This is a genomic window from Streptomyces sp. NPDC039424 (genome assembly GCF_055639495.1).
In genome coordinates this window covers 74,476-92,492 of sequence record NZ_JBVKAI010000029.1, presented here as the reverse complement: position 1 = coordinate 92,492, position 18,017 = coordinate 74,476, and the positions used below count along the sequence as shown (strand labels likewise).

Here is an 18,017-nt window from a genome sequence, read left to right as displayed (position 1 = left end):
GTACTGCAGGGGGGACCCTGTGGGAGAGTAGGACGCCGCCGAACAATTTTTGAGAGAACCCCCGTATCGAAAGATACGGGGGTTTTCTGCGTTTCCGGTGCTTAGAAGCAAACCTCTGCTGTGTCGACGGTTCCGCCCTCGCGGCCGGGGGCGTTGTGCCACTTCCAGTAGAGGTTGGTGTGGGCGATGACCTGCTCCGGCGGGGGAGCGCCGTACTCGGTGTTGTCCTCCGTGGTGTGGGCGTCGGCGACCAGCGTCGCGTCGTACCCGCGGACCAGGGCGCCGTGCAGGGTCGAGCGGATACAGACGTCGGTCTGGGCGCCGGTGACCACGAGCCGGCCCACTCCGCGCTCGGCCAGGACGGACTCCAGGTCGGTGTCCTCGAAGGAGTCCGCCCAGGACTTGTGGATGAGGGGCTCGGTGTCGTGGCGGGTCAGCTCGGGCACGTACTCCCAGCTTTCGCTGCCGCGTTCGAGGTCCTCGTCGGAGTGCTGCACCCAGATCACGGGCACGTCCTCCGCACGGGCCTTGTCGACCAGGGTGTTGATGTTCTTGATGACGGTGTCGCGGTGCGGAGCGCCCGCCACCACGCCGTTCTGTACGTCGATCACGATGAGTGCCGTGTTGGGCCGTGAGGGAAGGGTCGTCATGGCACCCACGGTAGGACGGTGCACTGACAACAGTCGCGCGCTTTGCGGGCGGGGCCTATATGAGGTGAGGGTGCCGAGGGGCCGGCACTACGGTGGTTCGTATGACCACCACGACCAGCGATGACTACCTGATCCGCGCGATCCGCGCCGACGAGTGGCCCACGGTGAAGCGGCTGCGGCTCGAGGCGCTGCGGGATCCCGTGGCGCACCTCGCCTTCCTGGAGACGTACGACGACGCCTTGGCCAGGCCGGACTCCTTCTGGCAGGAGCGGGCCACCGGAGCCGCCAAGGGAGCCGCGGGGGCGCAGCAGTTCGTGGTGGAGGGACCGGGCGGAGAGTGGGTCGGGACCCTGACCGTGCTGGTAGAGGAGCCCGGCACCACGGACTGGGCCGGGCTGCCCGTGGAGCGGCGGCAGGGCCACATCGTCGGCGTCTACGTCCGGCCCGAGCACCGCGGGTGCGGGCTGACCGAGGTGCTGTTCGACGAGGCCGTGCAGTGGGCGTGGGGGGCCGGCGCGGAGCGGGTGCGGCTGCTGGTGCACGAGGACAACGGGCGTGCGCAGCGTTTCTACCGCAGGGCCGGGTTCGTGCCGAGCGGTGTCACGGTGGCGTTCGTCCACGACGCGGGGCAGCAGGAGCTGGAGTTCGTGCTCGAGCGGGAGTGAGTGACGGTCACACCGGGAGTTCGTGGTGGGGCCAGCGGGTGCGGGCCTGTTCGCGGGAGCGGAGCAGGGCCAGGGTCGGCAGGCCGCGGTCCGCTCCCGTCGAGAGCAGGTCCGGGAGCTGGGCGAGCGGGGCCACAGCCGCCACGTCCTCCAGGACCAGGGTCAGTGGTGGGTCGAGCCGACCGGAGGATGACCGTTCGGCCATGTGCCGGCCGCGCTCGACCACGCTGGAGACGAGGGCCGTCAGGAGCGGCATGGCGCCTGGGTTCGTCCTGGGGTCCTCGATGGATTTACCGACCACATAAAGCGTGCCCCCTTCGTTGACGAAGGAATCCAAGGCGAGGGCATCAGTTCGGTTTGGTGTGCAGGCTTCGCGGATGTTGACCGTGAAGAGAGCCGCCAGTGCGCGGCTCGTCAACTCGTGCGCCATGTCGCGGCGTTCGGGGTGCGAGGTGAGCGCGGCCTCCAGCTCGCCCGCGGCACCGGGGGCCGCCTTGGGGTTCGTACGGAGGGTGCGGACCGCGTCCTGGATCTGGGTGCCCTGGGCCCAGCGGTGGACGTGGCGGATGCCGCGGTTGTCGATGGCGGCGGCGTGCAGGTAGCTGCGGAGCAGTGTCTCGGCGGTGTCGCTGACCGCTTGGTCCAGCCGGGAGGACGGTCTGACCGGGGTCAGGAGGGCGGCGGCTCTCTGTACCGCCCGTTCCTTGTCCTCGCAGCCCGTCGTGGGGGACCAGTGCAGGCGGGCCGGGGTGTCGCAGAGGTGGCCGGGGTCGTAGAGGAGGACCGGGCCCAGTTTTGCCCTCGCGTCCTTGGTGTCCTGCCAGAGGGTGGGGTCTGACGTGACCAGGAGGAGGGGGCCTTCCGCGTCGCGTACCGCCTGGGTCGCGTTCGTCTTGCGGGTTTCCGGTGGCCCGTACAGCACCGCGCCTTCGGTGCGGTTCGCTTCCCATCCGGCCACCCGTTCACCGGCGGGTACCAGGTCAGGCGCTTCCTGAGGCTCGGGCGCACTGCGCGGAGCAGGGACCTCATCCAGCCGCTCGGTCGGCTCGGGCGGCGGCTCCGGCGCCCAGACCGGAACCTCGGGCGGCGGCGCCTGCGTACGGGCAGCCGCGGCAGCCGCCCCCTTGTCGAAGCTCCGTCGGACGCGTCCCGCCCGCCACCGGGCCACCGTCCCCATCACGAACACGGTCAGCACGAACAGCACCATCAGCTGCCCGATGAACAGCCCCCAGAACAGCCCGTACCCCGACAACTGGTCGGCCGGAGTGTCCGGCCAGGCGCCGGTCATGTCGTGCGGCCGGCCGACGAGATGGCGCATGGCCACCGCGGTACGGGTGAAGGTGACGCCGGACGGCCAGGCGCCGTGGGCGAACCAGCCCGCGAGGCCCGTCGCCGACCACACCAGCAGGGTCATGCCGAGCAGGAACGCCAGCAGGCCGATCAGCAGACCGTCGGGGATGCCGCCCTGGCCGTCCCGCCGGCCCCGTCCGTGGTCGCGGTCGTCGGGTCTCACGCCTCCCCCTGCCTACGCCACCGTCGACTCGGACGACCCGTCGAGGTCGCCGATGTGCTGTTCCACGAAGGCCGCCGCCCGCTGCTCCGCCTCCAGTTCGGCGGCGCGCAGCGCGTCGTCGGCGGCCAGGTCGTAGGAGGACTCGGTCATCGCGCGGTCGGTGAAGACCAGAGGGCGTTCGCTCTCGGTCACCAGGTGCTTGACCACCTGGACGTTGCCGTTGACGTCCCAGACGGCGATGCCGGGGGTCAGGGTCGGGATGATCTCCACCGCCCAGCGCGGCAGGCCCAGGACGCGGCCCGTGGCCCGCGCCTCGTCCGCCTTCTGGGCGTAGATCGTCCGGGTCGACGCCATCTTCAGGATCGCCGCGGCCTCCTTCGCCGCCGCGCCGTCGACCACGTCGGAGAGGTGGTGGACGACCGCGACGAAGGACAGACCGAGCCGTCGGCCGAACTTCAGCAGCCGCTGGAACAGCTGCGCCACGAACGGGCTGTTGATGATGTGCCAGGCCTCCTCGACCAGGAAGATGCGCTTCTTCCGGTCGGGGCGGATCCAGGTGTGCTCCAGCCACACGCCGACGATCGCCATCAGGATGGGCATGGCGATGGAGTTGCGGTCGATGTGGGAGAGGTCGAAGACGATCAGCGGGGCGTCCAGGTCGATGCCGACCGTGGTCGGGCCGTCGAACATACCGCGCAGGTCACCGTCGACCAGCCGGTCCAGTACCAGGGCCACGTCCAGGCCCCAGGCCCGTACGTCGTCTATGGCGACGTTCATCGCCTCGGCGGACTCCGGCTCCGGGTGGCGCAGCTGCTCGACGATGTCGGTCAGCACCGGCTGGCGCTCGACGATCGTCTCGTTGACGTACGAGTGCGCCACCTTCAGCGCGAAGCCCGACCTCTCGTCGAGGCCGTGGCCCATCGCGACCTCGATGATCGTCCGGAGCAGCGCGAGCTGGCCGGTGGTCGTGATCGAGGGATCGAGCGGGTTGAGCCGGATGCCCATGTCCAGGGCGGCCGTCGGGTCCAGCCGGATGGGGGTAATCCCCAGCTCCTCGGCGATGAGGTTCCACTCGCCCACACCGTCCTCGCCCTGCGCGTCGAGGACGACGACCTGGCGGTCGCGGAAGCGCAGCTGGCGCAGGACGTACGTCTTCTCCAGGGCCGACTTGCCGTTGCCGGACTCGCCGAGGACCAGCCAGTGCGGGGCGGGGAGCTGCTGGCCGTACAGCTGGAACGGGTCGTAGATGTAGCCCTTCCCGGAGTACACCTCGCGGCCGATGATGACGCCGGAGTCGCCGAGGCCGGGGGCCGCGGTGGGCAGGTAGACCGCCTGGGCCTGGCCCGTGGAGGTGCGCACCGGCAGCCGGGTCGTCTCGACCTTCCCGAACAGGAAGGACGTGAAGGCGTCCGTGATGGCGGACAGCGGGTCCCGCATCAGCGCATCAACCCCTACCTTCGGATTCCGGTGGCGAACGGCAGCGTGTTCACGAACGCGCGGTGATGCTCGCGGTCGCACCACTCCAGCTTGAGGTACGACTTTCCGGCCGACGCCCTTATCGTGCGCTTGTCGCGGGCCAGCGCCTCCGGGGAGCGCGAGGACACGGTGATGTAGCCGACCAGGTTCACTCCCGCGGCGCCGCTCGCCAGGTCCTCGCCCCGCTGGTCGAGGCGGTTGTGGGCGGCGATGTCGCGCGGGTCCACGGTGCGGTTCATCTTGGCGGCGCGGGAGGCCTCGGCCTCGTCGTTCGTCTTCTCCGTCAGCATGCGCTCGATGGCGACCTCGGTGGGTTCGAGGTCCATCGTCACCGCGACGGTCCGGATCACGTCCGGGGTGTGGACGAGGAGGGGCGCCAGGAAGTTGACGCCGACGGGGGTCATCGGCCACTCCTTCACCCAGGCCGTGGCGTGGCACCAGGGCGCGCGGGTGGCGGACTCCCGGGTCTTGGCCTGGAGGTAGGTGGGCTCCATGGCGTCCAGCTCGGCCGGCCAGGCGTTGCGCTTCGTCATCGCCTGGATGTGGTCGATCGGGTGGTCGGGGTCGTACATGGAGTGGACCAGGGAGGCGAGGCGGCCCTGTCCCAGCGGCTGCCGTACGCGGATGTCGGCCTCCTGCAGCCGCGAGCAGATGTCGGTCAGCTCACGTGCCATGACGACCGCGAGCCCGGCGTCCCGGTCCAGCTTCCGCCCGCCCTGCGGCCGGGCCGCCCGTGCCATGGCCTGCGCCTCGGCGGCCAGCTCGCGCGTGTAGTGCATACAGGCGACGAGGTAGGCGCGGTGCTGCTCGCTGCTGGTGGACACCATCGACTGCAGCTGGTCGTACGACTGCCTGAGCCATCCCGGTGCCCGCTCGTCCCCGCGCTGGGTGACGTCCTTGGCGTGCGCGTCCGGGTCGGCGGGCAGCGTACGGGCGAGCATCTGCAGCCGGGTGACGAAGCCGTCGCCGTTCGCCACGTGCTTCAGCAGGGTGCCGAACCGGTCGACCAGGGCCTCCTGGTCCTCGGAGTCGCGCAGACCGACGCCCGGGCCCTCGATCTCGATGGCGGCGGTGACGGTCTTGCGGTCGGCGTGCAGCAGTACGGCGATCTCGTCCGGCCCGAAGGGCGCGGCCAGCCAGGTGATCCGCCCGATGCCGGGGGGCGGCCCGATCTCGATCTCACGCCCGTCGAGGCCCGTACCGGCCTCCATGACGTCGGATCGGTAGACGGCGTTCCGCTTGACGGTGCGCTTGAAGCTGCGGTTGATCTCGAACCACTTGTAGAACGTACGGCGCTTGTACGGCACGTACACCGCGGCCAGCGCCAGCAGCGGAAAGCCCGTCAGCAGCACGATGCGCAGGGACAGGACGGGGACCAGGAGCCCGCACATCATGCCGAGGAACGCGCCCATGACGATGAGCGCGATCTCACCGGACTCGCGGTTCCGGCCGATGATCGCGTTCGGCCGGGCGCGGCCGATCAGATACGTACGGCGGGGCGTGACCGGATGGGACATGTGGGACTCGGTCGTCAACGCCCTTCACCTCCCGTGCGGTTGTTGCGGGTGTTGCCGGCGTGCGGGGTGTTGGCCGGGCTGGGGGCGCGCGGCGCGGGCGCGGCGGAGGGGACGGCTCCGCCGCCCCCGTTCGGGGTACGGCCGCTGTGCGCGGCGACCCCGCCGGAGGCCGGGTTGGCCGGGCGGGGGGTGCTGGAGGACGACTGGCCGCCGCCTCCTCCGTTGTTGTCGGCGCGGGAGCTGTGCGTCTTGATGCCCTGCGCGACCAGGGTCGCCGGGGAGCTGATGACCGCGGCGGCCTTGCCCTCGGCGCCCTGCATGATGCGGTTGTTGCGGCCGCCGGCGATCTCGTCGCCGAAGCCCGGGACGAAACGGTAGATCATCGCGCTCGCGAAGATGGCGAGCAGGATGATGGCGAGGCCGGAGACGACGGCGGAGAAGGCGTCGGGGCCGTCGTCGGAGGAGAGCGCACCGGCGAGGCCGAGCACGATGACGATGACGGGCTTGACCAGGATCACCGCGATCATGATCCCCGCCCAGCGGCGTACGTGCCCCCACAGGTTCTTGTCCACCAGGCCCGCGTAGACGACGGTGCCGAGGAGGGCGCCGACGTAGAGCAGGGCGGCGCGGATGACCAGCTCCAGCCAGAGGATGCCGGCGGCGAGGATGCTGACCAGGGACACGACGATCAGCATGATCGGGCCGCCGCCGATGTCCTGGCCCTTGTTCAGCGCGCCGGAGAACGTGCCGAAGAACGTGTCCGTCTGGTCGCCGGTCGCCTTCGCCAGGACCTCCGTGACGCCGTCCGTGGCCGACACCACCGTGTACAGGATCAGCGGGGTGAAGGCGCTGGCCAGCACGGTCAGCCAGAGGAACCCGACCGCCTCCGACAGCGCGGTCGTCAGCGGCACGCCCCGCACCGCCCTCTTCGCCACCGCCAGCAGCCACAGCAGCAGCGTGAGGATCGTCGACGCCGCGAACACCACCGCGTACTGCTGCAGGAACTTGGGGTTCGTGAAGTCGACGTTCGCCGTCTCCTTCACGGCGTCACTCAACTTGTCCACGGTCCACGAGGCGGCGTCCGCACATCCCTTGGCCAGGGAGGAGAGGGGGTCGAGGGTGGAGAGGGGGTCGGTGGTCACGCCGGGTTTGCCGCTTGAGCCGCTGTCGTTTTCGCAGTACGACTTGGCCGGGCCGCGGATGAGGTCGCAGGCGTCGTTGCTCTTGGAGGCCGATGGAGTGGGCGCGGGCTCAGCGACGGCGTGGGTGGCGAGCATCACCACGGTGGTCTGCACGGCAGCGAAGGCGGCCGTGACCCTGAGCATGCGGTGGCTAGCGCGCATACGTGAACCCTCCGTACTCCTCGACGGCCTTCGTCATGTCGTCTGCGGTGGAGGCCTTCTGGTCATGACCGACCGGGACGGGGCCGTCCTTCTGCTGGAAGTCGGTGACTTTCCAGTCGTTGTCGACCCACTTCATTTCGTACGTGGTGGTGTACCAGCTCTCGGTCACCGGGTTGGTCGATGCTTCGCCGGACAGGCCGAAGAGCGAGGTGTACCAGACCTGGACCGTGGCGTTGTCCCCGGTGAATGTCGTGACCTTGGTGCCCACTGGGATGACACGGGAGACGAAGGTCTGGCCGCTGGGCGTGGTGCCGTCCTTGTTGAGACCGATGTTGCTCAGGAACGTCTCGCTGGAGTAGGCGCTGTCCAGATCCGACTGTCTGCGGGCTGCTACATCGGGGGCATAGATGGTGTTGACGATCTCACGCCGCCGAGAGGCGTTGAACATGTCGGTAGAACCGAGCGTGACGGAATAGTTGGCCGCCGCACTCTCCGCCCCCTGCTGATCCCGAGCAAACCCCGTAGGGATCCCCCCGGCCTTCGACGTCACCGGCTTCGTGCCGCTTGCTGCGGTGGCCGCGGCTTTGGGCTTGTTGCCGGAGGGGGAGTCGTTCGATGACGAATTGTCATCGCCGCGGTTCGCGAAGGCGATGGCTGCGATGAGGAGGACTACGACGCCGACGACCGTGACCAGGCTCCGGGAGGAGGACCGGCCGGTGCGGCGGGCGCCTCCGTAGGGGTCGCCGCCGCGTTCGGGCAGGCGGGTCCGTGTCTCGCCCGCGCCGCCGTAACCCTGCTCGTCTCCGAGACTCATGCCGCGTACGCCCCCTCGACCTCGTACCGGAACGCGTGGAAGTACGACGGTAGCCGTGCTGGTTCCCGCGTGGGCGCGGTGTGGTGACTCGACATCAGGGAAACGCAACCTCAGCCGGTGGGCACGGTCGGTGGGTGGGGGTAGCGGGGGCACCGGGCGCGCCCGGGGGGTCTGACTGACGGTTCCGGCGGGGCATCGTGCGCGGCATGCGCGGGCATGCGCCGGGTGCGCGGTCTACACGGCCATGCCGTACACGATGGTGAACAGCGTGCCGAGGGAGCCGATGATGAAGACTCCCGTGAGACCGGCGATGATGAGGCCCTTGCCCTGTTCGGCGCTGAAGGTGTCGCGCAGGGCGGTGGCGCCGATGCGCTGCTTGGCCGCGCCCCAGACCGCGATGCCGAGGCAGAGCAGGATGGCGACGGCCATCACCACCTCGATCATCACCTTGGCCTCGTTGCCCAGGCTGCCGAAGGGGCCCCAGTCCGGAGCGATCCCGCCGATGATGGTGTTGATGTCTCCCTTGTCGGCCGCGAACAGCATGTAAGTCACCGCCCCTGGTGGGTAGTTCCGCAGTTCCTCTGCGGGGTGCAGAGGTCAGGCCTCATTGTCGCCGACATTCTTGCCGCCGTATGTCGACTTGGCGTCATTGCTTGACGGGTTTCGTACGAATGGCTCGTACAGTCACTCTGTGTATCACAGCAGGTCACGCCGGGCAATGAGGCCTGAGCGGAACCTGTGTACAGGGTTTCTGACGGCTGGTCGGGTGAATCGTCGCCTCGATGTTCTCACGGTTCCGGGCGCGACAAGGGGGAACGGGCCACGGCCGGCTGCCGTGACCCGTTCCCTTTTCGTGCCGCCGAGGGGACCCCACGTCCCCCTCGCTCCGGCGGCTCCCCGTGACCCGACGGGGAGGTCATGCCGTGGGGCTCACCCGGTGAAGGCGTCCGTGCCTTCCGGGGTGCCCCAGCCGGTCGGGCCGTCGTAGCCGGACCTGGCGGTGCACAGGTAGCTCGCGCTGGAGGAGCAGGTGCCGTTGCTGCCGCTGGTCACGTCGTTGAGGGCTGAGGTGCCGGCCGACGCGTACGGGTACGAGGCGGGGTAGTCGCCGCTGCCCGGGGTGCCCGCGAGGGCGTAGACGCCGGCGATGATCGGGGCGGAGGCGCTGGTGCCGCCGAAGGTGTACCAGCCGGCGGTGACGCCGTAGGAGTCGTAGACCGAGACGCCGGTCGCCGGGTCGGCGACGGCCGAGACGTCGGCGATGGAGCGCTTGGAGCAGCCGGTGTCCGTCTGCCAGCTGGGCTTGGCGTCGTAGGCGGAGCAGCCGGAGCCGGTGCCCTCGGTGCTGCTGGTGTTCCAGACGCTCTCGGTCCAGCCGCGGCTGGAGGAGGAGGTCGTCAGGGCGGTGCCGCCGACGGCGGTGACGTACTTCGAGGCGGCCGGGTATTCGGCGCCGTAGCCCTCGTCACCGGCGCTGACGGTGATGGCGACGCCCGGGTGGTTGAAGTAGGAGGAGTCGTACGAGGTGTCGCTGGACGACTCCGAGCCGCCGTAGCTGTTGGAGACGAACTTGGCGCCGAGCTTGACCGCCTCGTTCACCGCGGTGCCGAGGTTGGCGGTGGTGGCGGACTTGGCCTCGACGAGCAGGATGTGGCAGCCCGGGCAGATGGCGGAGGCCATGTCCAGGTCCAGCGACTCCTCCTCGGCCCAGCCGCTGTCGGCGGAGGGGAGGGAGGTGGTGGAGCCGGTCTGGCTGACCTTCTTGAAGCAGCCGTTGGACGTGGTGCACGCGTCCAGGCCGTAGTACGAGCGGTACTTGGCGAGGTCGGCCTCGGCGTTCGGGTCGTCGTAGGCGTCGACGATCGCGATCGTCTCGCCGGAGCCGTTCGAGGCGGCGGCGTCGGTCAGGCCGTAGGCGTCCTGGAGGTCGCTGGGGCCGTATCCGGTGGGAGTGGCGGCGGCGGCCTTGGGCGTGACCTTGGCGGCCTTGCCGGTCTCCTTGGCCTGTGCCTTCTGGAAGGCGGTGGTGCCGCCGGTGACGCGGAAGGAGTCGCAGGCCAGTTCGCCCTTGTGCTTGGGCGTGGCGCAGGGGGTGGCGGCCCAGGTCACCTTCGCGTTCGAGGCGGCGGCGGGCGTGGCCGTGGTGGTCGCGGTCGCGGCGCTCGCCTGGGCAGCGGTGCCGAGTCCGGCGAAGACGAGGGCGGCGGTGGCGGCGGCGGAGCTCACACGGCGCCATCTACCGCGGGTGTGGGGGAAGTCGGGCGTGGTCGTACGCAACGTACAGCCTCCTGGGAGTGGTGGGCAGAGGCCTGCGGGGTGTGGGGGACCACCGGTGTGGTTTCCGGTGGGGGCGGCGGCCCGGGACGACCCTCGCTTGTTGAGTACGTGACAACAAGGCGGCTGATGGAATTCTGACTTCCGCGTTACTGAAACGGGCGCCGGGCTTACTGATCATTGGGCGGCGGATGGCGCCGGGGTGGGGGCGCCTTGACCCGGCGCACAGCCCGTGCACAGCTTGTGGACGGCGGGGCGGAGAGTGACGGGGAGGGCGGTGGCTCAGCGGGGTTTGAGGCCGTGCAGCAGGTGGTGCACGTGCTCGTCCAGGCCGGCCAGGGCCTGCTCCGCGGGAATCGAGCCGTTGGCGGCGAAGGCGGCGAGCCCGTGCAGGCTGGAGGCCGCGACGAGGGTGACGCGCTCCGGGTCGCCCGCGACGATCTCGCCCCGCGCCTGCGCGTCCGCGATCAGCCGCAGGAAGGACCCGACGGACTGGTCGACGGCGGCGGCGAGCTGCGCGGAGGCGTCGGGGTCGTGCTTGCGCGCGAACATCAGTTCCAGCAGCGCGGCGTTCTCGACAGCGAACCCGACGTAGGCCTTCGCCAGCGCCGCCAGCCGCCGCTCCAGCGGCAGCCCGGGGTCGTCCGCGGACTCCAGCGTCCCGGCCATCCGCTCGAACCCGGCCAGCGCCAGGGCGTCGAGCAAGGCCTGCTTGTCCTTGAAGTGCCGGCCGGGGGCGGCGTGGCTCACCCCGATCTCACGGGCCAGCTCGCGCAGCGACAGCGCGCCGGCGCCCCGGTCGCGCAGGGTGCGTTCGGCTGCCGCCAGCAGGGCGGCGCGCAGGTCTCCGTGGTGATAGGGGCGGTTCTCGGGCATGCGGACCATCGTATCCGGATGTAGTCGACGCCAGCTTTGTTGTCGGCGTCACCATTGTTGTCATTGACAGCATTGTTGGCGGCGCCTACTTTGAGGGCATGGCTGACAAGAACGACGCGCCCAAGGCGCGCACATGGAACGCGACGGACCTCCCCGACCTCTCCGGCCGCACCGCCGTCATCACCGGCGCCAACAGCGGCATCGGCTTCGCCGCCGCGGACGCGCTGGCCCGCGCGGGCGCGCACGTGGTGTTCGCCGTACGGGACCTGGAGCGCGGCCGGGCCGCCGCCGCGCGGGTGACCGGCCGTACCGAGGTACGCCGGCTCGACCTCGCGGATCTGGCCTCCGTCCGGGAGTTCGCGGACTCCTGGCAGGGCGGCCCGATCGATCTGCTGATCAACAACGCGGGCGTGATGATGGTCCCGGAGCAGCGGACCAAGGACGGCTTCGAGATGCAGTTCGGCACGAACCACCTCGGTCACTTCGCCCTGACGAACCTGCTGCTGCCCTACGTCACGGACCGGGTGGTGACGGTCTCCTCGGGCGCCCACCGCTTCGGCGACCGCAAGATCCACTTCGATGACACCAACCTCACCGGCCGGTACACCCCGCAGCGCGCCTACTCCCAGTCCAAGCTGGCGAACCTCCTGTTCACCCTGGAACTCCAGCGCCGCCTGACCGAGTCCGGCTCCCCCGTCCGCGCCCACGCGGCACACCCCGGCTGGGCGGCCACCAACCTCCAGAGCCACGCCGCCAACCCCGCAGCCCGCGCCGCCATGCAACTGGGCAACAGGATCTTCGCCCAGGACGACACGGCGGGCGCGCTGCCCACCCTCTACGCCGCGACCCAGGACCTCCCCGGCGCGAGCTACGTGGGCCCCGACGGCTTCGCCGAGATGCGGGGCGCCCCCACACTCGTCGGCCGCAACACGGCGGCGAGCGACCCGGCGGCGGCGCGGCGGCTGTGGACCCTGTCGGAGGAGCTGACGGGCACGCGGTTCGCGGCGGCGCGGGCGGAGGGGGTGCTGTGACGTCTGTGACATCTGTGACGTCTGTGATGGGCGGGGTGAGCTGTGGGCTGTGATGGGGTGTGACGTTCCGTGACGCATGGGGAGGCGGGAGCGGGGAACGCGCAGTACGGTGGTGGATCGGGTTCCGGGTCTACGGGAGGCCTGGTGACCGTAAGGGCGGTTCACAGGTAAATCTCAGTGAAGACGGGGATGATTTCTCACCTTCGTGGGACAAAGTGGGGCCCGATGGAGCGCAGCTCACGCATCTCAGGTACCTCACCTCCTGCCCTTCTCGGCGCCGTGGTGCTGCTGGCGGTCACGTCGGCGTCCGTCGCCGCCGCCGATGACGGGCCGGGGCCTCTAGGGGTGACCGCGGTGGCGGCTCCGACCTCGCAGAGCGTGCGGGTCGGGGCGCTGTTCCCCGCCGGGCGGGCGGGCAGTCTGGCCGGCGGCCACTTCTGCACCGCGTCGGTCGTGCACAGCCCTCACCGGAACCTGATCGTCACCGCGGCCCATTGCGTCGACGGCGACGATGACTCCGACCACCCCGACCTCGTCTTCGTGCCGGGCTACCGGGACGGGAAGGCGCCGTACGGGGTGTGGAAGGTGAAGAGGCGGTTCCTGCCGGACGGGTGGTCCAAGGGTCACGACGAGGACAGTGACGTGGCGTTCGCCGTCGTGGAGGGGGTGGACGGCGCCCCGGGGAAGCGGATCGAGGACGCAGTCGGCGGCAACCGCTTCGCGACGGGCACGGCGACAGGGGCGACCGCCGTGACGGTCACCGGCTACCCCAACTCCCGCGAGGTCCCCATCAGCTGCACCAACAAGCCGTCCGCACACAGCGGCACCCAGCAGCGAATCGACTGCCCCGACTTCCCCGGCGGCACGAGCGGCAGCCCGTGGGTCAACGGCGATCACGAGGTCGTCGGAGTGCTGGGCGGCCATGAGCAGGGTGGAGCCACCGCCGACATCTCCTACAGCGTGGTGCTGGGGGCGGAGGCGGCAGAGCTCTACCGGGATGCGGCGAACGATCCGTGATCTGGGCGCCTGTGGGGTGGGGTGCCGTGGGGGCCGCCCGCTTCTTGGTCATTGTCGTGCTTCCACGGCCCGAGTAAAGGGCGCTTCGCGTCGGCTGCGCCGATGGCCCTGCGGGCCACCCTTGACTCGGGCCGCTCCAGCACGGGTGAGAAGCGAGCGAGCGGCCCGGAAAGGCGGGGGCCGAGCCTTGTTATCCCCTTGCGTGGGCTGCGTTCCTGGCCGGGGTTCAGGGACGCGGTCGCGCCTCGCCAGCACGCCGGGTGGGCTAAGCGGCGAACGGTGGGTGGGGGTTGCGGGTGCGCGCTGGGCGGGTGGCGGCACGCCGGGTGGGCTTAGCGGGGACCGGTGGGTGGGTGGTGCGCGTCCGGCCGGTGGCGGCACGCCGGGTCGGCTCAGCGGCTTGCGGGTGGTGGCTTGTTGGCTCCCGGGCTCGGGCATATCGGGCGGGGTGGGGGTTGGGAACGGTGCGGAACGGCTGCGGCGGAGGCAAGTGGAGGACTTGGGCCGCGTCTGGCTTCGGCCACCTGCGTCTTTGCCTCCCGGGCGTGGCCCAAGTCCTCCAATTGCTCGCCGCGCGGGGCTGGTGGGGCTGGTGGGGCTGGTGGGGCGAGGGGGCGGGCGGGTGTGGAGTCGTCCCACTCGCCGCAAGTCGCTAAGCCGCCCCGGCGTGCCGCCACCCGCCCCCCTCGCGCCCCCACCCCACCCCCCACTCACCGTTCGCCGCTTAGCCCACCCGGCGTGCCGCCACCCGCCCCCCGCGCGCCCTCACCCCCACCCCCCACCCCCCACTCACCGATCGCCGCTTAGCCGACCCGGCGTGCAGGCGAGGCGCGACCGCGCCCCCATACCCCGGCCAGGAACGCAGCCCACGCAAGGGGAATCAAGACCCGGGACCCCGCCTTTCCGGGCCGCCCGCTCGCTTCTTCCCCGTGCTTCCGCGCCCCGAGTCAAGGGTCGGCCGGAGGCCGATCGGCGGAGCCGACGCGAAGCGCCCTTTACTCGGGGTGTGGAAGCACGACAATGACCAAGAAGCGGGCGGCCCCTACGGCCACTGGTAATGGGCAGTCAGGTCGCCTGCCGCTGCCCCCGGTTCCCGTACCCTGGCGTTTTTGGTGAGGGGAATAGGCCGAAATGCTGGCTGAGTCGGTCGGCGCGTGGCGAAATCGGACGTGAACGGGTCGCGGATGGGGGAGGGTTGAGCCGTGCGAAAAGTCTGGGTGGCTGGTGGTGTCGCGGTCGGGCTCGGTCTGAGCTTCGTGATGCTGCTTGTCGTGGGGGTGTACGTCGTCGCCGGGAACCTCGTGAACGGGGTGGGCGGAGGGGCCGTCGCGCTTGCCAAGGGGGCTGTGCCGGCCGCGTATCAGACGCTCGTGCAGAAGTGGGGCAATCTGTGCCCGGCTCTCAACCCGGCCTTGCTCGGCGCCCAGTTGTACCAGGAGAGCGGCTTCAACCCGAGTGCCAAGAGCCCGGCGAAGGCCGAAGGGATCGCGCAGTTCATCCCGGGGACCTGGGCGACGCACGGGATCGACGGGGACGGCGACGGGGACCGGGACGTGTGGGATCCGAATGACGCGATTCCGTCGGCCGCTTCGTACGACTGCCAGCTCGCCTCGTACGTGAAGGACGTGCCCGGCGAGGCCTCCCACAACATGCTCGCCGCCTACAACGCGGGGGCGTACGCGGTCATCAAGTACGGGGGCGTTCCCCCGTACAAGGAGACCCAGAACTATGTGAAGACGATCACGACTTTGGAGAAGAGCTTCGCCGCTCCCGTCACGCGGGTGGATCCCAGCCGGCAGGCCGCCGGGGCCATCGCCTACGCGCAGAAGAAGCTTGGCACGCCCTATCTCTGGGGCGGGGAGGGCACCGCTGACCAGGGCGGACGGTTCGACTGCTCGGGGTTGACCAAGGCCGCGTACGAGAGTGTCGGGGTCACGCTCCCCCGGGTCGCCAACGATCAGTACAACGCGGGGCCGCACCCGAAGCGGGAGGAGTTGCTGCCCGGGGATCTGGTGTTCTTCTCGGACGACCTCACCAACTCCCGCGCCATCCGGCACGTGGGGATCTATGTCGGGGGCGGATACATGATCGACGCGCCGAGGACGGGGGCCGTCATCCGGTTCGACCCGGTCGACACCCCCGACTACTTCGGGGCGACCCGGGTAACCGAGGATGGCGCGAAAGCGCTCCCCACGACCGTGTGAATCGCGTGTGAACCCGGGCCCTGAGCTGCGGCTATGAGTCTCTCTTCGATAACGTCTGCGTGATCTTTCGGTGGAGAGTGGAACGTAGAGACAGGGGACGTGCGTTCCTGTTGACGTAGCCGAGCGGACGTCAGTGCAGCGGAAGCGGATCTACGGACCACGGGGTGGGTAGGAGCGGCGCACGGAAGGTGCGCCCGGAGAACGACGAAGGGGCCGCAGCACCATGGCTGTACTCGCCGAATCCGGTTCGAACCCCGACGTCGACCTGCTGTACGACATCAACGGACTGGCGAAGGACGCACCCGCGTGGTTCGACCGGGTGATGGAGTTCGTCGGTGAGTACGGGCTGCTGCTGGCCATGGTGCTGGTGGTGGTGTGGTGCTGGTGGTCCGTGCGGCGGCGGGCCGGGAGCGGGGACGAGGCGGCCGTCTCTGTCGCCGCGCTCGTGTGGGCGCCGTTGGCCGCCGGTATCGCGGTGCTGGTGAACGTGCCCATCCGGGGGTTCGTGGAGCGGCCCCGGCCCTTTGTCGATCACCAGGGGCTGGATGTCCTCGTCTCCGGGAAGAGCGACTACTCGTTCGTCAGTGATCACGCGACCCTGACCATGGCGATGGCGGTCGGATTGTTCGTCGCCAACCGGAAGTTCGGGATCGTCGGGATCGGGCTGGCGCTGCTCGAGGGGTTCTGCCGGGTGTACATGGGCGTGCACTATCCGACCGATGTGGTCGGGGGGTTCGCGCTGGGCACCGCGGTGACGTTGCTGCTGTCGCCGGTGGCCATGGCTCTGCTCACGCCGGTGATGAAGGCGGTGGAGCGGTCGCCTCGGGTGGGGTGGGCTGTCCGGCGCCGCTCATCCGAGGGCGCGGCCGGGGAGGGGCTGGTTTCCGGGGCGCGGAACTCTGTGGCGGCGGAGGAGCGGGATCTCGCCGCGTAGGCCGCGAGCGGCCGGGCGCGCTTCCCGATTGAAGAGCGCCCGCCCCGGGCCTACAGGCCCTGCGGGTAGCTGAAGAACCTCTCCGGGTCGTACTGCTTCTTCACCTGGGCCAGCCGTCCCGCCGCATCCCCGTAGTAGGCCTTCCGCCAGTTGGTGAGCGTCGGGTCGGTGTAGTTCTGGTAGGCCGCGCCGGAGGCGTAGGGCTTCATGGCGTTGTGGGCCGAGGTGAGCCAGGACTGGGCCGTGGTGCCGGAGGCGCCCGCGCCCCAGGAGGCGATGTACTGGGCCAGCATGCGGGAGCGGCGGTGGACGAAGGCCGTGGCGGTGGGGGAGACGCGGTTGACCGCGCCGCCGAGGGCGGTGAGGGCGATGCTCCCCGAGCCGCCCCGGACCGACTTCAGCTGGGCCAGCAGCTTCTGGATGCCGGCCGCCGAGAGGGAGTGGTCGAAGAAGTCGGAGCGGGCCGCGTACGTCTCCCGGCCGAGTGCGCCCTGCGGAGAGCGGCCGGGGGTCGAGCCGGGGAGGTGGCACTGGGCGTCGGTGGAGAAGGAGGAGCAGCCGGCGTAGATCTCCATGGCCTCCTCGTAGCCCCGGCGGCGCAGGGACACGCTGGTGGCGTCGGCGCCCACCTTGTCGGCGAGGCGGTCGACGGCGTTCTTGAGTTCGCCGTAGGTGCCCAGGGAGAAGGCGGCCACGGAGATGGTGGGGGTGCGGCCCGGTGAGGCCGCCAGGTGCAGGGAGGACCAGATCTCGTCGGGCTGGCTCGGGCCCCACTCCTGCCAGGCCTTCACCACCGCTGCGGCCTTCGCCCAGGGCCAGGTCAGGTACCCGGTGACGGCCTGGGGGGCGGGGTGGGTCTTGAAGTGGAGTTCGGTGACGACGCCGAAGTTGCCGTTGCCGGCGCCGCGCAGGGCCCAGAAGAGGTCCTTGTTGGTGGTCGCGTTGGCGGTGAGCTGCTTGCCGTCCGCGGTGATCAGGGTCGCCTGGGTGAGGCTGTCGCAGGTCAGGCCGTACGCGCGGGAGACGACCCCGTGGCCGCCGCCGAGGACCAGGCCGGAGACGCCGACCGTGGGGCAGGAGCCGGCGGGGATGGTCACGCCCTTGGCGGCCAGCGCGCGGTAGACGTCGATCAGCTTGGAGCCGGCGCCGACCACCGCCTCCTGGCCGCTGACCCGGATGCGGTTCAGCTTGGAGACGTCGACTATGAGGCGGCCGTTGCCGGAGGACCAGCCCGCGTAGGAGTGGCCGCCGTTGCGTATCGCCACGCGTATGTCGTGTGCGTGGGCGTACGCCAGCGTCGTCCGGATGTCTTCGGCGTGGGCGACGTAGGCGACGGCGGCCGGTTTGAGGCCGTCGAAGCGGGTGTTGTAGAGCTGGTGGGCGGTCTTCCAGGTGGCCTCACCGGGGCGGACCAGGGCGCCGTCCAGGTCGCGGCCGAGGGCCGCCCAGTCGGCGGCTGCCACCGCGTTGGTGGTCTTCATGGGCGTACGGGACGATGTGGACGTAAGAGCGCTGGTCGACGCGTCCGACGTGCTCGTCGTACTCGTCGCGGATCCGGCGGACGCGCCGCCGTTTCCCTTGCACCCCGCCACCGCGACCGCGGCCATCGCGGCCGCGCCGCCTGAGATGAACGTACGCCGTTCCATGCCCGTGCCTTTCGTCGGCTCCCAGGGAACGAGACGGCGCCCTGGGGCCAAAGGTTC

15 protein-coding genes are annotated in these 18,017 nt (G+C 70.4%); 5 read left to right on the top strand and 10 right to left on the bottom strand.

The features are described 5' to 3' along the window. Nucleotides 1–101: 101 nt before the first annotated feature. Nucleotides 102–650 (bottom strand): cysteine hydrolase family protein, encoded by a 549-nt coding sequence (locus ACZ7L0_RS40785; RefSeq protein WP_471247644.1) that lies wholly within the window; start codon nucleotides 648–650, stop codon nucleotides 102–104. A gap of 101 nt (nucleotides 651–751) precedes the next feature. Between ACZ7L0_RS40785 and ACZ7L0_RS40780 the strand changes: the two genes are divergently transcribed. Continuing rightward, nucleotides 752–1,315 (top strand): GNAT family N-acetyltransferase, encoded by a 564-nt coding sequence (locus ACZ7L0_RS40780; RefSeq protein ID WP_471247643.1) that lies wholly within the window; start codon nucleotides 752–754, stop codon nucleotides 1,313–1,315. Nucleotides 1,316–1,322: 7 nt separating this feature from the next. Here the strand turns inward: ACZ7L0_RS40780 and ACZ7L0_RS40775 are convergent, their stop codons facing one another. The 8 genes from ACZ7L0_RS40775 to ACZ7L0_RS40740 all read right to left on the bottom strand — a co-directional run bounded on the left by ACZ7L0_RS40775 (nucleotide 1,323) and on the right by ACZ7L0_RS40740 (nucleotide 11,137). Beyond that, nucleotides 1,323–2,828 carry a type IV secretory system conjugative DNA transfer family protein gene (locus ACZ7L0_RS40775; RefSeq protein WP_471247642.1) on the bottom strand — a complete coding sequence of 502 codons (1,506 nt, stop codon included), beginning with the start codon at nucleotides 2,826–2,828 and terminating at the stop codon, nucleotides 1,323–1,325. Nucleotides 2,829–2,840: 12 nt separating this feature from the next. Then, nucleotides 2,841–4,265 (bottom strand): ATP-binding protein, encoded by a 1,425-nt coding sequence (locus tag ACZ7L0_RS40770; RefSeq protein ID WP_471247641.1) that lies wholly within the window; start codon nucleotides 4,263–4,265, stop codon nucleotides 2,841–2,843. Nucleotides 4,266–4,279: 14 nt separating this feature from the next. Beyond that, nucleotides 4,280–5,839: an SCO6880 family protein gene (locus ACZ7L0_RS40765; RefSeq protein WP_471247640.1), complete on the bottom strand. Its 1,560-nt coding sequence runs from the start codon at nucleotides 5,837–5,839 to the stop codon at nucleotides 4,280–4,282. Then, nucleotides 5,836–7,164, bottom strand: a complete 1,329-nt coding sequence (locus tag ACZ7L0_RS40760) for a hypothetical protein (RefSeq protein ID WP_471247639.1) — start codon at nucleotides 7,162–7,164, stop codon at nucleotides 5,836–5,838. Before ACZ7L0_RS40760 ends, ACZ7L0_RS40765 begins: the two co-directional genes overlap by 4 nt. Then, nucleotides 7,154–7,978 (bottom strand): DUF8175 domain-containg protein, encoded by an 825-nt coding sequence (locus ACZ7L0_RS40755; protein WP_471247638.1) that lies wholly within the window; start codon nucleotides 7,976–7,978, stop codon nucleotides 7,154–7,156. Before ACZ7L0_RS40755 ends, ACZ7L0_RS40760 begins: the two co-directional genes overlap by 11 nt. A 234-nt stretch (nucleotides 7,979–8,212) precedes the next feature. Further along, the gene (locus tag ACZ7L0_RS40750) at nucleotides 8,213–8,521 is read right to left on the bottom strand and encodes a hypothetical protein (RefSeq protein WP_014673544.1); all 309 of its coding nucleotides are present in this window, start codon (nucleotides 8,519–8,521) and stop codon (nucleotides 8,213–8,215) included. A gap of 387 nt (nucleotides 8,522–8,908) precedes the next feature. Then, nucleotides 8,909–10,255, bottom strand: a complete 1,347-nt coding sequence (locus ACZ7L0_RS40745) for a S53 family peptidase (protein WP_471247637.1) — start codon at nucleotides 10,253–10,255, stop codon at nucleotides 8,909–8,911. Between the two features lie 279 nt (nucleotides 10,256–10,534). Next, nucleotides 10,535–11,137 (bottom strand): TetR/AcrR family transcriptional regulator, encoded by a 603-nt coding sequence (locus ACZ7L0_RS40740; RefSeq protein WP_471247636.1) that lies wholly within the window; start codon nucleotides 11,135–11,137, stop codon nucleotides 10,535–10,537. Between the two features lie 89 nt (nucleotides 11,138–11,226). Between ACZ7L0_RS40740 and ACZ7L0_RS40735 the strand changes: the two genes are divergently transcribed. The 4 genes from ACZ7L0_RS40735 to ACZ7L0_RS40720 all read left to right on the top strand — a co-directional run bounded on the left by ACZ7L0_RS40735 (nucleotide 11,227) and on the right by ACZ7L0_RS40720 (nucleotide 16,314). Beyond that, entirely contained in the window at nucleotides 11,227–12,159 is a 933-nt protein-coding gene (locus ACZ7L0_RS40735) for an oxidoreductase (RefSeq protein WP_471247635.1), read from the top strand. 225 nt (nucleotides 12,160–12,384) lie between these two features. Next, a complete protein-coding gene (locus ACZ7L0_RS40730) occupies nucleotides 12,385–13,176 on the top strand; it encodes a trypsin-like serine peptidase (protein ID WP_471247634.1) in 792 nt (263 codons plus the stop codon). Nucleotides 13,177–14,435: 1,259 nt separating this feature from the next. Then, nucleotides 14,436–15,380, top strand: a complete 945-nt coding sequence (locus tag ACZ7L0_RS40725; protein ID WP_471247647.1) for a C40 family peptidase — start codon at nucleotides 14,436–14,438, stop codon at nucleotides 15,378–15,380. Between the two features lie 223 nt (nucleotides 15,381–15,603). Next, the gene (locus ACZ7L0_RS40720) at nucleotides 15,604–16,314 is read left to right on the top strand and encodes a phosphatase PAP2 family protein (protein WP_471247633.1); all 711 of its coding nucleotides are present in this window, start codon (nucleotides 15,604–15,606) and stop codon (nucleotides 16,312–16,314) included. A gap of 50 nt (nucleotides 16,315–16,364) precedes the next feature. Here ACZ7L0_RS40720 and ACZ7L0_RS40715 read toward each other — a convergent pair whose 3' ends face one another. Further along, nucleotides 16,365–17,960, bottom strand: coding sequence for an FAD-binding oxidoreductase (locus ACZ7L0_RS40715; RefSeq protein ID WP_471247632.1), 1,596 nt, complete (start codon nucleotides 17,958–17,960; stop codon nucleotides 16,365–16,367). Nucleotides 17,961–18,017: the final 57 nt, after the last annotated feature.